General features: G+C 55.3%; 12 protein-coding genes. 6 read left to right on the top strand and 6 right to left on the bottom strand.

The window, feature by feature from the left end:
• Window positions 1-106: 106 nt before the first annotated feature.
• The 5 genes from KNP74_RS04035 to KNP74_RS04015 form a co-directional block, all read right to left on the bottom strand.
• The gene (locus KNP74_RS04035) at window positions 107-865 is read right to left on the bottom strand and encodes an ABC transporter permease (protein ID WP_214763467.1); all 759 of its coding nucleotides are present in this window, start codon (window positions 863-865) and stop codon (window positions 107-109) included.
• Window positions 865-1,713 carry an ABC transporter ATP-binding protein gene (locus KNP74_RS04030; protein ID WP_131471867.1) on the bottom strand — a complete coding sequence of 283 codons (849 nt, stop codon included), beginning with the start codon at window positions 1,711-1,713 and terminating at the stop codon, window positions 865-867. Before KNP74_RS04030 ends, KNP74_RS04035 begins: the two co-directional genes overlap by 1 nt.
• A complete protein-coding gene (locus tag KNP74_RS04025) occupies window positions 1,710-1,913 on the bottom strand; it encodes a PLD nuclease N-terminal domain-containing protein (protein ID WP_084592848.1) in 204 nt (67 codons plus the stop codon). The genes KNP74_RS04030 and KNP74_RS04025 overlap by 4 nt, the downstream gene beginning before the upstream one ends.
• A 106-nt stretch (window positions 1,914-2,019) precedes the next feature.
• Window positions 2,020-2,433 carry a universal stress protein gene (locus tag KNP74_RS04020; protein WP_058764343.1) on the bottom strand — a complete coding sequence of 138 codons (414 nt, stop codon included), beginning with the start codon at window positions 2,431-2,433 and terminating at the stop codon, window positions 2,020-2,022.
• A 109-nt stretch (window positions 2,434-2,542) separates the two neighbouring features.
• Window positions 2,543-4,024: a SulP family inorganic anion transporter gene (locus tag KNP74_RS04015; protein ID WP_214763465.1), complete on the bottom strand. Its 1,482-nt coding sequence runs from the start codon at window positions 4,022-4,024 to the stop codon at window positions 2,543-2,545.
• Between the two features lie 224 nt (window positions 4,025-4,248).
• Here KNP74_RS04015 and KNP74_RS04010 point away from each other — a divergent pair, with 224 nt between their 5' ends.
• Genes KNP74_RS04010 through KNP74_RS04000 form a run of 3 tightly spaced genes read left to right on the top strand, consistent with a single transcriptional unit; the run spans window position 4,249 to window position 6,171 of the window.
• Complete coding sequence (locus KNP74_RS04010; protein WP_214710911.1) at window positions 4,249-4,566, top strand: ArsR/SmtB family transcription factor; 318 nt, start codon at window positions 4,249-4,251, stop codon at window positions 4,564-4,566.
• Window positions 4,567-4,578: 12 nt separating this feature from the next.
• Window positions 4,579-4,857 (top strand): Fe-S cluster assembly protein HesB, encoded by a 279-nt coding sequence (locus tag KNP74_RS04005; RefSeq protein WP_214763464.1) that lies wholly within the window; start codon window positions 4,579-4,581, stop codon window positions 4,855-4,857.
• 30 nt (window positions 4,858-4,887) lie between these two features.
• Complete coding sequence (locus KNP74_RS04000) at window positions 4,888-6,171, top strand: arsenic transporter (protein ID WP_214763463.1); 1,284 nt, start codon at window positions 4,888-4,890, stop codon at window positions 6,169-6,171.
• Between the two features lie 77 nt (window positions 6,172-6,248).
• Here the strand turns inward: KNP74_RS04000 and KNP74_RS03995 are convergent, their stop codons facing one another.
• Window positions 6,249-7,382, bottom strand: coding sequence for an RNA-guided endonuclease TnpB family protein (locus KNP74_RS03995; RefSeq protein WP_214763462.1), 1,134 nt, complete (start codon window positions 7,380-7,382; stop codon window positions 6,249-6,251).
• A gap of 226 nt (window positions 7,383-7,608) precedes the next feature.
• Here KNP74_RS03995 and KNP74_RS03990 point away from each other — a divergent pair, with 226 nt between their 5' ends.
• The 3 genes from KNP74_RS03990 to KNP74_RS03980 all read left to right on the top strand — a co-directional run bounded on the left by KNP74_RS03990 (window position 7,609) and on the right by KNP74_RS03980 (window position 13,643).
• A complete protein-coding gene (locus KNP74_RS03990; RefSeq protein WP_214763460.1) occupies window positions 7,609-9,267 on the top strand; it encodes an FAD-dependent oxidoreductase in 1,659 nt (552 codons plus the stop codon).
• A 181-nt stretch (window positions 9,268-9,448) separates the two neighbouring features.
• Window positions 9,449-12,370 (top strand): type I pullulanase, encoded by a 2,922-nt coding sequence (pulA, locus tag KNP74_RS03985; RefSeq protein ID WP_251130071.1) that lies wholly within the window; start codon window positions 9,449-9,451, stop codon window positions 12,368-12,370.
• Between the two features lie 199 nt (window positions 12,371-12,569).
• The gene (locus tag KNP74_RS03980) at window positions 12,570-13,643 is read left to right on the top strand and encodes a nitric oxide synthase oxygenase (protein ID WP_214763458.1); all 1,074 of its coding nucleotides are present in this window, start codon (window positions 12,570-12,572) and stop codon (window positions 13,641-13,643) included.
• Window positions 13,644-13,651 lie beyond the last annotated feature (8 nt).

The following is a 13,651-nucleotide window of genomic DNA, read 5'->3' as shown; positions in this document are numbered from 1 at the left end:
CCTCCACAATCGAATTGAAAAATTGGTATTATTTTGTAAATTAAGTATACATGAGAAAAGCCGCCTTGACTCGACGGCTAAAGGACTATTTTGAGAAGGTGCTACATCAGGACGAACGGCTGATGAACAACAACCGTTTCGAGGCGACGAAGAGCGTCACGCCAATCAACAAGACACTACTGATGATCGGCCAAACGAGTAAACCCTCGCCCATGAGCACTTCGGCCGATAACGAGCCGAGCCGCCACGGCATCCAGTCCCACTCGAGCCACCCAATTAGGAGCGACATGATGAAGTGGAGGGCGAGCGTGATCACGAGGGCGACGAGGCCGCTCTCGAGCAACGCCGCGAACAAGAAGAAAATCGATAGCTGGACGACGAAATGGAGCATGAGCAGCCCGGTCGCGATCAAGAAATCGGTGACGTCGAACGAATCGAACAAGACGATTGTATAGTAGGCGGCGCTCAATTGGGCGAGGCCGATGGCGACGACGGCGAGTAGCGAATAATGTCCCCATTTGCTGAGCACGATGCGCGTGCCTGGAATCTTGAGCGACTTGAGCCAGGCGAGCGTGCCGAGCGACCGTTCGTGACTGAACGTATGCATGGCGGATAACAGCACGACGAGCAGGCCGATTTGTCGCAACTGTTCGCTCGCCGACATGAGCACTTCTTCTGGTGACGGGGTCGGAATTTCGATGACCGCCCCGTCCGGCAAGTTGCCGCCCGAGGCCAAGATGTCCGGGAGGAAATAAAGCGTGAGCGGTTGCATCGCCGCAAGCAACATCAAGGCGATTGGTACCCAGATGAGTCGCTTATTGCGCCATGACTCTTTCCATTCTTGTTTGAAGATGGCCAGTTTCATCAGGCGTTCACCTCCAAAAAGAGTGACTCGAGCGATGGATGCCCGACATGGAGCGATTGGAGTCTTAGACCGCGCTCCAGCAGCAGCTGCAGCAACGCTCGTTCCGTCACGTCTTTCGCGTCCGTCTCCAGTTCCCATGTCGTCCCGGAGCGGGTGACGTGGCTGACACCCGGGAGCGTTCGCCACTCATCCTCCGTCACGACGTCATTGAACAGACGGACTTGAATCGAGGACTTCGAGCCGAGTAAATCGGTCACGGTCCCTTCCATGAGCAGGCGACCTTGTCGGAGCAGGAGTACCCAGTCGCTCGCTTCCTCGGCATCGGGGAGCACGTGCGTCGAATAGAGAATCATCCGCTCTCGTTTCAAATCGCTTAAGAGGTCGAGTACTTCCCGGCGGCCGCGCGGGTCGAGCGCCGAGACGGGTTCATCGAGCAGTAACAGCTCCGGGTCATGCACGAGCGCCTGGGCGATGCCGAGCCGTTGCCGCATGCCGCCGGACAAGTGTGCCGCCGGTCGATCGACGGGCTCGAGTCCGACCCGTTTCAACAAATGGACCGGGTCGACATTCGTGACGCCGGTCAACTCGGCCGCATAGCGAATCGTCTCGACCGGTGTGAGCGATGGATAGAGCGCCGGTCGCTGTGGCAGATAGCCGATACGGATGGCGTCATGCCCGACGATCTGTCCGGACGTCGGTGTCGTCACGCGGGCAATCATATTGAGCAGTGTCGTCTTGCCGGCCCCGTTCTCACCGAGGAGCGAGGTACAACCGGGGCGGAGTGAGAAGCTGACGTCGTCGAGCGCGGTGAACGTGCCGAATCGTTTCGTCAGTTGAGTGACGTTCATCGCTTCGTCCGTCCCCATAGGAAGTAGACAATCGGCCCGAGAATGTTGATGAATAGGATGACGAGGAGCCATACCCATTTCGGTCCATTCGTTTCTTGCCGTTTGAGCAAATCAATCAAGGCGACGACGAGCAAGATGAGTTGCAACACGAGCAACGGCAAGAGGATGAGCAATAAATTTGAGTCATTGGCAATATCCAATTATGTTCCTCCTTCATAAATGAGTTCACTGTTCCATTCCACACATAGGACCTATTTCCTGTATGGAACAGAAAAAATCCCTTTCTCGGCTGAGAAAGGGTGACGATCATTTGACGATGATGACCGGGGCGAGAGCGCGTTTAGCAAGCTTATGGCTGACGCTGCCAAGCACGAACTCTTGGAACGTGTTCAGTCCGCGTGAACCGACGACGACGTACTCGTACGGCTGATGGTTCGCGTATTTGACGAGTTCGACGTCGGGTTCGCCGCGAAGTTCGATATATTCATATTCGAGCCCGGCCGCGACCACTTGGTCGAACAGGGGTTGTAACATCAATTTTCGCTTCGCTTCGAGATCGAGTTTTCCGGTCGAGTTGAGCGCGGCTTCTTTCGATTCTTTGGCGCTGACGACATGGACGATGTCGATCGATGCGTCTGATGCCTTGGCGAGCTGGATCGCTTTCTCAAGCGCTCGCTTCGAGTGGGCAGATCCGTCTGCCGCTAAAAATACCTTTCCCATAAAAACGTCCTCCTCTTTCACACAATCTACTTTTAGTATATGCGATTTTGTAGAGCCATGGATAAAAAAATGGGAGTGAACGCGATTGTCCACTCCTGTAGAGACCAAATCAATGGCCAGCGTTTGCTTCTTGTTGTTTCAAGTGAAGCGCGAGCGTATTGAGCAGTTTCTCTGAATCTTTGTTCAAGTTTAATAGTTCCGGCTCGATCCCGACTTCGCGATACTTGAAGACGACTTTATCGATGGCACCGATGGCCGAGTCGTCCCAAAGATGGGTGTTCGAGAAGTCGATCGTGACGTGTTTGACACCGGCTTCGGCGTCTTCGGTCACATCGAACTGATTGACGAACTCAGACGTCGAGGCGAAGAAGAGCTGACCGTTCACGATGTAACGAGCACGATCGGCGTCTACACTGCGATCGAGTTCGACTTTCGAGATTTTTGCGGCGAAGAGAATCGCTGCCGTCAAGATCCCGGCGAAGACACCGAGTGACAAGTCGTGGGTGACAACCGTGACGAGCACCGTCACGAGCATGACGACCGTATCTGATTTTTGAGCGGTGCGCATCGCCTTAAGCGAGCCCCAGTCAAACGTCGCGTACGAGACGAAGAACATGACACCGACGAGGGCGCCGACCGGGATGAGCATCAATACATCGCTCATCGTCATGATCATGATAAATAACGCGAGTCCGGCGACGAACGTCGACAGTCGGCCGCGAGCACCGGACGAGACGTTGATGACCGATTGACCGATCATCGCACACCCTGGCATCCCGCCGAAGAGACCGGCGATGATGTTGGCGATACCTTGTCCTTTTGATTCTCGGTTCTTGTTCGAATCCGTGCCCGTCATGTCATCGACGATTTGTGCCGTCAACAGCGATTCGATCAATCCGACGAAGGCGAGGGAGATCGAGTAGGGGAGGATGATCATCAACGTCTCAAACGTCAACGGGACGTTCGGGAATAAAAATTCCGGGAGCGTTGCTGAAATCGTACCCATGTCGCTAATGTTTTTCGTCTCGAGCCCGAGCGTGACCGCCAGAATCGTCATGACGACGATGGCGACGAGCGGTGCCGGGATGACTTTGTTGATGCGTGGGAACAAGAAGATGATGGCGAGCGATCCAATGACGAGCGCCCAGATAATCCAGCTCTCACCTTCAAAGTTCGTCAACTGTGCCTGGAAAATCAAAATCGCGAGCGCGTTGACGAAGCCGACCATGACGGCGCGCGGGATGAACTTCATCAAGCGGGCGATGCCGAAATAGCCGAGCGCAATTTGAATGATTCCGGCGAGAATCCCCGCGGCGAGTAAATATTGTAACCCGTAGTCGGCGACGAGCGAGACGATGACGAGCGCCATCGCCCCGGTCGCAGCCGAAATCATGGCCGGACGACCACCGGCAATCGAGATGACCATCGCGATGATGAATGACGCATATAACCCGACCATCGGATCGACTCCAGCGATGAGCGAGAACGCAATCGCCTCAGGGATGAGGGCGAGTGCGACGACGAAGCCGGCTAGGACGTCGGCCCGGACGTTGCCGAGCCAATCTTGTTTGATCGTATTCAATTTTTCCAAAAGAACACACCTCTCTATATATTTTTGACTTTGATCTCCGAGTCTCACGAAGATCAAACGCCGCATTATATGAAAGAAGTCGTTCGACCGACACATGTTTTCACAACGTGTTTCATCATACCGAACTTTTTATGAGAAGACAATTGCTCCGCATGAGAAACTATGGTATTTTCATAACGTAAAGGTTATATAACGGATTTGTTATACAGAGAAGGAGAATGACGATGCATACGGTAGATGATTTAAGTAAAGTGCTCAAAGTGCTCGCCGACCCGACCCGTTTGACGATGCTCAAGCAAATGCAGGCAGGGGAGCAGTGTGCCTGCAGTTTTGTCGACTGTTTTGACATTTCGCAACCGGCAATCAGCCGCCACTTGAAGATGATGCGGCAAGCAGGGCTCCTGTTAGAGCGCCGCGACAAGCAATGGATTCACTATCGGTTGAATGAGACGAGCCCGTTCTATGCGATCGTCGTCGAGTTGCTCGACAACATCGAGACGGTCGAGGCGAATTGTGACTGCGAAACGGACTGTGCGATTTGAGGAGGGAAGACGTTGAACATCACGAATGAAGCGATTGATGTCATGAAGGAAACAACGATAGAAGGAACAATCGGTTCGGTTCGAATCCGTACGGAAGCTGGATGCTGCGGACCGACGCTCGGTCTTGTCATCGCTACGCCAGAACGGACGGACATGATCACACACGTGGAGGGGCTTACTTTCGCCTTAGCAGCAGATGCCATTGATTTGGCGAAATGCGTCACGATTGACATCGAATCGACGGAGAATGAGGCAAGGCTCGTCTTACGTGGATTGAAACTGACTTGCTAAACAAATAGAGAACTATTGGAGGAACTCATTGTGCAGTGGATTGCTAGTTTGATTTTTTTGGTGACGCTCTTCCTCATCATCAAGCAACCGAAAGGCCTCGGCATCGGTTACTCGGCGATGGGGATGGCGGTCATCGCCTTACTCACCGGGGTCGTCAATTTGGACGACGTCGGTACCGTTTGGGGCATCATTTGGAACGCGACGTTCACATTTATCGCCATCATCATCATCTCGCTCATCTTGGACGAGATCGGATTTTTTGAATGGGCTGCCTTACATATGGCCCGCATCGCCAAAGGCGGCGGCGTGAAGCTGTTCGTCTATATCACGTTGCTCGGTGCGCTCGTCGCGGCGTTGTTCGCCAATGACGGAGCGGCGCTCATCTTGACACCAATCGTGCTCGCGATGGTGCGGGCGCTCAAGCTTCCGGACGCGGTCGTGTTAGCATACGTCATGGCGTCCGGGTTCATCGCCGATACAGCGAGTCTGCCGTTCGTCGTCTCGAACCTTGTCAACATCGTCTCGGCCGACTTCTTCGGCATCGGTTTCGCCGAATATGCGGCGCGGATGGTGTTCGTCAACGTATTCGCCGTAGCCGGAAGTTTGCTCGTCTTGTATTTGTATTTCAAAAAGGACATTCCGAAGCAATACGATTTATCGAAACTCGTCGAGCCGGCCTCGGTCATCAAAGACCATAAAATGTTCCGTTTGTCATGGGTCGTGCTCGCACTTCTCGTCATCGGATACTTCACGAGTGACGTCATCGGCATCCCGGTCTCGCTCGTCGCAGGCGTCATCTCGTTGTTCTTCCTCATCATGGCGAACCGTTCACCGGCCGTGCCGACCAGGTCCGTCCTACGCGGGGCGCCTTGGGCGATCGTCTTCTTCTCGCTCGGGATGTATATCGTCGTCTACGGTCTGCAAAACGCGGGACTGACGCAAGTGCTCGCCAACTTCATCGACTGGTTCGCCGTGAACGCCTTCAGCGCCACGTTCGGGATGGGCTTCTTGGCCGCCATCTTGTCATCGGTCATGAACAATATGCCGACCGTCATGATCGACGCGCTCGCCATCGATTTGACGAATACGACCGGTCAGATTCGGGAAGCGCTCATCTATGCGAACGTCATCGGTTCCGACCTTGGTCCGAAGATTACACCAATCGGGTCACTCGCGACGTTGCTTTGGCTCCATGTGCTCCGTACGAAAGGGCTTAAAATCGGTTGGGGTCAATACTTTAAAGTCGGAATCATCTTGACGATCCCGACGCTCGCCATCACGTTGCTCGGACTATATATCAGCCTACTACTTTAGTGAACTACTCACCACTTGCTTGCTTCGCAACCTGAAGTGGGAGCTTCTTGGGAAGACCGTGCTTCGACCAGCCACGGTTATTTGCCAAGCTCGTCGGGCAGTCCCTGCCCTGAGGTGTTCCGGTCGGCGAGACGCAGCAGGTTGAGGCTCGCGTTGACGTCGCGGTCGTGGTGTGCGCCGCATGCGCTGCATGTCCACTCGCGGATATGCAGGTCCTTCTTGCCGCCGTTCTCGCCGCAGCTCGAACAGACCTGGGTCGAGGCGAACCACGGGTCGGCATTGATCAGTGTCCGTCCATAGAACCTGCATTTATATTCGAGTTGCCGGACGAACTCGCCCCACCCGGCGTCCCCGATCGACTTTGCCAGGCGGCGGTCCTGCATCATCTCCCTCGTTCGGAGCGTCTCGACCACGACGACTTGGTTCTCGTCGACGATGCGTCGCGACAGCTTGTGGAGGAAGTCGTGCCGGCGGTTCCTGACCTGCTCGTGCTTCTTCGCGAGGATGAGCCTGGCCTTTTCGCGGTTCCTGCTGCCGGGCTTCTTGCGGGCGAGGGCGCGCTGCGCTTGTTTGAGCCGCGCCTCGGCCTTTCGCAGGTTGCGCGGGTTCGCAATCTTCTCCGTGACGAGATTGTCGTTCGTCATGGTGGCGAAGTGTTCCAACCCGAGGTCGATGCCGACCTTGTGCTCGGCCGGGATCCATGGCTCGTCGTCCTGCTCGACGAGGAGCGACACGAAGAACTTGCCCGTCCTCGTCATCGACACGGTCGCGGAGCGGATCTCGCCGTCGAAGTCGCGGTGCTGTGTGAACCGGATGAACCCGACCTTCGGCAGACGGACTTTTCCCGCCTCGATGCGGACCGTGCCGTGCTGGTTGTTCGTCGTGTAGGAGGCGCGCGATTTTCGTTTGGACTTGAACACCGGGAAGCCGGCCGTCCCGTCGAAGAACCTCGCGAACGCCGTGTCGAGGTGTAGCTTCGCGTTCGCGAGCGCGAGGCTGTCCGCCTCGCAAAGGAACGGGAACAGCGGCTTGTAGGAGGCCGGCGTCGGCGGCTTCCGCCTCGGCCCGCCGCTCGCCTTCGCCTCCTCGTGGATGGCGATGCGGTCCTCGAGCAGCTTGTTGTAGACGAAGCGGGCGCAGCCGATCGTCTTGACTAGGAACTCGGCCTGTGCCGGCGTCGGGTGGAGCCGGTATTTGTAGCCCTTCAGCATGTCCGTCCCTCCTTTTCCCGGTGTCAGAATGATGCTCGTCCCATTCCGATACCCGCGGAGGGGGCAAGGAAATCTGACGGAATCACGAACTTTTGTTCGTCGTTTCGTCACAGCGGTGGCCGAAGGTGTAAGGGACGGGCGATTCATCTCCCACCTACGCTGGGCTTCGCCCCAGACGCTTAGAGGAGGGAGAATTCTCGCCTAAATCAGTTAAGGAGTGTTTTTTATGAAATTGGTCATCATCGGTTCAGTCGCCGCCGGTACGTCGGTCGCGGCAAAAGCACGTCGTAACAATGAAGACGCACAGATTACGATTTACGATCGCGATTACGATATCTCGTACTCAGGTTGCGGCATCCCGTATTACGTCGGCGGCGAAGTCGAGTCACGCGACGATTTGACGCCTCGTGACGCGGCGTTCTTCAAAAAACGTTATCAACTTGACGTCATGACACGACATAACGTGACGGCAATCGATGCCGACGCAAAGACGGTCACGGTCGAGAACCTTGAGACGGGTGAATCGTTCACGGACAGCTATGATTCGTTAGTCCTCGCGACAGGTGCCTCGAGCATCATCCCGCCGATTCCGGGTGTCGATTCGGACAACGTGTTCCCAATCCGTAACATTCAGAATGCGGAAGCGACACGTAACTTCGTCGATGCGACGAACCCGAAACATGCAACGATCATCGGCGCCGGATTCATCGGTCTTGAGATGGCCGAGCAGCTCAAACTACGTGGCGTCGATGTCACCGTCATCGAGCGTTTCCCACAAGTGATGCCGCCGCTCGATAAGGACATGGCCTGCCGCGTCGAGGATCACCTCGAGAAGAACGGCATTGAACTCATGCTCGGTGAGACGGTGACGGAACTGGTCGGTGATGGTCACGTCGAACGCGTCGTCACGGAGAGCGGCAAGACGGTCGAAACGGACCTCGTCATTCTCTCCGTCGGTGTCCGTCCGAACACGGAACTGGCGAAGTCGATTGGTGTCACAATCGGGGAGACGGGCGCGATCGCCATCAACGAGCGCATGGAGACGAACGTGAAGAACGTCTATGCGGCTGGCGATGTCGCCGAAAGCTTCTCGCTCGTCACAGGCAAGCCGATTTGGCGTCCGCTCGGGTCGACGGCGAACAAGATGGGGCGCGCCCTCGGTGATTTAATCACAGGAGGCGACCTGGAACACCGTGGCATCCTCGGGACGGGCATTTTCAAAGTGTTCGGTCTCGCTGTCGCGCAGACCGGTCTGTCAGAACGGGAAGCTCGTGAACTTGGCTACGATATCGAAGTGCTTCATAACACGAAGCCGGACAAACCGGGTTATATGGGTGGGAAGGACATGACGATTAAAGCGATCGGTGACCGGGCGACACGCCAACTGCTCGGCGTTCAAATCGTCGGCTTCGAAGGTGTCGACAAGCGCATCGACGTGTTCGTCACGGCCATCACGTTCAAGGCGAAAGTCGATGACTTGTTCCATCTCGACCTCGCGTACGCCCCGCCGTTCTCGACGACGAAAGATCCGGTCATGTACACAGGCATGGCACTCGCGAACAGTATGAACCAATCGGCGCGTCTCATCACGCCGGGCGAGCTGCAGAAACGGATTGATGCAGGGGAGGACATGCAAATCATCGATACGCGCAAAGCCTCGCAGTTCGAGAAAGCGTGCGTCGACTGTGCCGTGAACGTACCGCTCGGCAATTTGCGCGAAGCCGCCAAGGACATGGACAAAGACAAGCCGACCGTCGTGTACTGCAACGGTGGGGTGACGGGGAACGCAGCGCAAAACGTGCTCCGTAACCTCGGATTCACTGACGTCTACAACTTGTCGGGTGGGAACAAAAACTATCAGTTGTTCAAGAAATATGGGAATTAATATGCGGCGGCCTGCATCATCAGGTCGCCTTTTTTGTGCCGTTTTGTCATCGCCTTCCAAAGTCACTCTCGAGATAGGAGTACTTCCCTATTGTTTAGAAAAAGATTGTATTTCGAAAAGGAAACGTTTACAATTTTTGTGTAAGCGTTTTCCTGAAATTATGCTACAAGGAGGGACCCACATGGTCAACAAACGATGGAAACAGGCATGGGCAGTTGTGCTAACGTTTGCACTAGTGTTCTCAATGTTTCCGATGTCATCGTCCGCTCTCGAGAAAGACAAGTCGACACTCGTCGTCGTGCACTATCAAGAGGCACCGGACAATCAAATGGATTGGAACTTATGGCTTTGGGCGAATAACCCAGATTATTTCCCGAACAAACCGTTCGCCTTCAATGGCGAAGACGACTTCGGAAAGGTGGCGGCCTACGAATTCCCGGTCGATGCACCAGAAAAGCTCGGTCTCATCGTCCGAACGGACAACTGGGAGAAAGATAAAGGGTCGGAGAACGACCGCTTCATCACGAGCGATATGATTAAAGACGGCGTTGCCGAAGTGTGGATCAAGTCAGGGGACTCGAAGATCTATACGTCGAACCCGGACGGGGAGACGGCAGCAACGGACGTGGATATGAAAGTTCATTACTTCCGTTACGACAATACATACACGGACTGGGGTCTTTGGACATGGCCAGACGGTGGAGACGGTCAAAGCATCAACTTTGATGAAACGGACGCATTCGGCGGTGTCGCGAACGTGAAGTTCGCCAACCCGGACGCGAAGAAGCTCATCGGACTCGTCACGAAAAAAGGCGAATGGGCCGAAAAAGATGGGCCAGACCGGTTCGCACTCAGCACGGCGAAAGAGATTTGGCTCGTCGAAGGAGATTCGACGATTTACTACTCAGAACCTGAAATCGATCGCTCACCGAAAATCATCTCATTCGAGGCGGACACGTTCCGCCAAGCGGAACTCACGCTCAACCGCGTCATCGATGACAAGTTCTTGAGCGAATTGACGGTCGAAGGCGCAACGGTCGAATCTCTCGAGAAGTCAGGCGACAAGTCGGTCACGGTCCGCTTCAAGGCCGACATCGACTTGGCGGCGGTCATCACGGCGAAGCACCCGACGTTCGGAGACAAAGTGCTCCAAGCGGGCGACGTGCTCCGGTCACCGGAGTTCGATGCGAAGTACGCCTATGACGGCAAGCTCGGTGTGACGTACAAACACTCAAAATCACAATTCGTCCTCTGGGCCCCGACGGCACAAGACGTGAAACTCGAACTATGGAACATGCCGAAAACGCGTCCAGCTTCGGATAAAGATTTGAAGAAGACGATTTCGATGAAGCGTGGCGAACGCGGGACATGGGTCGCGGACGTCCGCGGCGACTTGGACGGCATCGGTTACACGTACAACGTCAAGCACGCATCAGGCAGCGTCCGCGCGGTCGATCCGTACGCGACGGCGGTCGGTGTGAACGGGGACCAAGGGGTCGTCGTCGACTTGAACGAGACGAAACCGAAACGTTGGAACTCGATGAAGCCGAAATTGGCGAAACGAACAGATGCGATCATCTATGAGACGCACGTCCGCGACTTGTCGATTTTCGACGTCACGTCAGACAAGTACGACTCAGGCATCAAAAACAAAGGCAAATATCTCGGCGTCGTCGAGCCAGGCACACGCCTTCTCGTCAACGGCAAGAAAACGGCCACGAAGACGGGTCTCGACCATATAAAAGACCTTGGTGTCACGCATGTCCAGTTCATTCCGGTGTATGACTATAACACGGCTTCGGTCGATGAGACGAAACCGGATGCTTCGTACAACTGGGGCTATGACCCGAAAAACTATAACGCACCGGAAGGCTCGTATTCGACGAATCCGTATGACGCCAAAGTCCGGATTCGCGAGATGAAGCAAATGATTCAAGGGCTCCATGACAATAATTTGCGCGCCGTCATGGACGTCGTCTACAACCACATGTTCGATGCGCAGGCTTCGAACTTGCATAAGATCGTTCCAGGTTACTACTACCGTTACACAGCGGGCGGCGACTTCGCGAACGGAACAGGCGTCGGCAACGACACCGCGTCGGAACGCAAGATGATGCAGAAGCTCATCGTCGACTCGGTCGTCTATTGGGCGCAAGAGTACCATTGGGACGGGTTCCGTTTCGACCTCATGGGCATCCATGACGTCAAGACGATGAACCAAGTCCGTTCGGCGTTGAACAAAGTGGATCCTTCCATCCTCGTCTTCGGCGAAGGTTGGGACCTCAGCACGCCGCTCGACCCGGCGAAGAAAGCGAACCAGAAGAACGCATACAAGATGCCGGGCGTCGCGCACTTCAACGACAACATCCGCGACGGCTTGAAAGGCAGTGTCTTCATCGATTCGGACAACGGCTTCATCAATGGTAAAGCCGGCCTTGAGAACCGCATCAAGACAGGCATCGTCGGCGAAATCGATTACAGCGCCGACATTAAAGGCTTCACGAAAGAACCGACACAAGCAATCACGTACGTCGAGGCGCACGACAACCACACGCTCTGGGACAAGCTCGAACTCACGAACGCGAAAACGTCGGAAGCGACACGTACGAAAATGCACCGTCTCGCGTCAAGCATCCTCTTGACGAGCCAAGGGACAACGTTCATCCATGCCGGTCAAGAGTTCATGCGGACGAAAGAAGGCGACCACAACTCGTATAAATCGCCGGACCGCATCAACCAAATGGATTGGAAACGGGCTGCTGACCGCAAGGCGGACGTCCAGTACATGAAGGGCTTGATCGAAATGCGTAAAGACAACCCAGGTCTTCGCATGACAAAAGCAACAGACGTGAAGAAAAACTTGAAATTTTATAAAGCCGAAGCGAACGTCATCAGCTACTCGATCGATGACAAAGCGCCAGGCCAGAAGAAAGACTTGTTTGTCACGCACAACGCGAACGGTAAGACGGTCAAAGTGAAATTGCCGAGCGGGCAATGGAACCTCATCGTCGATGGGAAACAAGCGGGCACGAAGGCGATCAAACGCGTCTCGGGCACGGTCGATGTACCGGCCTACAGCTCGGTCGTCGTGAAACAACGTTAAGTAGTTCACCAGAGGTCAAACGACCTCTGGTTTTTTTTATATGTCCATCCGGTTCAATGTGCGATTCCGAAAAATCATTCCCATGCTTGTTAAATCGAACAGCCCGCACATCGTCCTGCTTTTTTATCGCGTCCGGGTAGAAAACGGGTGTGGTTTCCCTTAAGATGGGAGGGACAGAACGAAAGAGGAGATACATGAGATGGAGATTCAGGCAGCCCGACACTTTTTCTCACAACTAAAAGGCGATCAGACGGACCGGCTCGATGAGATTGCGAAAGAAATCGACCGTACGGGAACGTATACGCTCACGACCGACGAGTTGACCGAGGGCGCGAAACTCGCCTGGCGGAACTCAAACCGATGCATCGGCCGTCTGTTTTGGCAGACGCTCACCGTCCGGGATGCCCGCGGCGCGGAGACGTTCGACGATGTGTTCGAAGCACTCATCGACCACTTGCGTTACGCGACGAACGGCGGGAAAATCCGCTCGACGATGACGGTGCTCCCGAACGAGTTCCGTCTCTTGAACACGCAACTCATCCGGTATGCGGCATATGAGACAGAAGACGGCATCATCGGCGATCCACTGTCTTTGACGATGACGCGTCAGGCCGAACGGCTCGGTTGGAGCGGGACCAGGACTGCGTTTGACATCTTGCCGCTCCTGATCACGGATGGGAGTGACGTTCGGCTCTATGAATTGCCGGACGATGCGGTACTCGAGGTCGACATTCAGCACGAGGCGTACGACTTGTTCGGCGGACGGCCGATTAAATGGCACGCTGTTCCAGCCATCGCCGACATGGAACTGGAAATTGGTGGGCTGCGCTTCACCTCGGTCCCGTTCAACGGCTGGTATATGGAGACCGAGATTGGGGCGCGCAACTTGGCCGATACGGACCGTTATGACCTGTTGCCGCTCGTCGGCGCATCGCTCGGGCTCGACACGTCGAAAGAGCGGACGCTTTGGCGCGACCGGGCCCTCGTCGAATTGAACGTCGCCGTCTTGCAGTCGTTCGAACGGGCCGGCGTGACGATTGTCGACCACCATACGGCGGCGAAACAGTTCAAACGGTTCGAGAAGAACGAGCAGGACGCCGGGCGCGACGTGACCGGGCAATGGAGCTGGCTCATCCCACCGCTGTCTCCGGCCGCGACGCACGTGTTCCACCGCCACTATGATGACAAAATTGTGACGCCGAACTTGTTCGCGCGCTCGGGTTGTCCGTTTTCGGCGTTTCAAGCGAAGGCAAAAGAGGAATCTAAAGCCTAGAACCGAAA

This window comes from Exiguobacterium sp. s141 (assembly GCF_018618085.1).
GTDB lineage: Bacteria > Bacillota > Bacilli > Exiguobacteriales > Exiguobacteriaceae > Exiguobacterium > Exiguobacterium mexicanum_A.
Note: the sequence above shows the minus strand (reverse complement) of the source record. Positions and strands in the feature narration are given on the sequence as shown.

What these genes read in the sequence shown, in the direction of transcription:
- KNP74_RS04035 (WP_214763467.1), bottom strand. Translation starts at nt 865, where the DNA reads ATGAAACTGGCCATCTTCAAACAAGAATGGAAAGAGTCATGGCGCAAT.
- KNP74_RS04030 (WP_131471867.1), bottom strand. Translation starts at nt 1,713, where the DNA reads ATGAACGTCACTCAACTGACGAAACGATTCGGCACGTTCACCGCGCTC.
- KNP74_RS04020 (WP_058764343.1), bottom strand. Translation starts at nt 2,433, where the DNA reads ATGGGAAAGGTATTTTTAGCGGCAGACGGATCTGCCCACTCGAAGCGA.
- KNP74_RS04010 (WP_214710911.1), top strand. Translation starts at nt 4,249, where the DNA reads ATGCATACGGTAGATGATTTAAGTAAAGTGCTCAAAGTGCTCGCCGAC.
- KNP74_RS03995 (WP_214763462.1), bottom strand. Translation starts at nt 7,382, where the DNA reads ATGCTGAAGGGCTACAAATACCGGCTCCACCCGACGCCGGCACAGGCC.
- KNP74_RS03990 (WP_214763460.1), top strand. Translation starts at nt 7,609, where the DNA reads ATGAAATTGGTCATCATCGGTTCAGTCGCCGCCGGTACGTCGGTCGCG.
- pulA (WP_251130071.1), top strand. Translation starts at nt 9,449, where the DNA reads ATGGTCAACAAACGATGGAAACAGGCATGGGCAGTTGTGCTAACGTTT.
- KNP74_RS03980 (WP_214763458.1), top strand. Translation starts at nt 12,570, where the DNA reads ATGGAGATTCAGGCAGCCCGACACTTTTTCTCACAACTAAAAGGCGAT.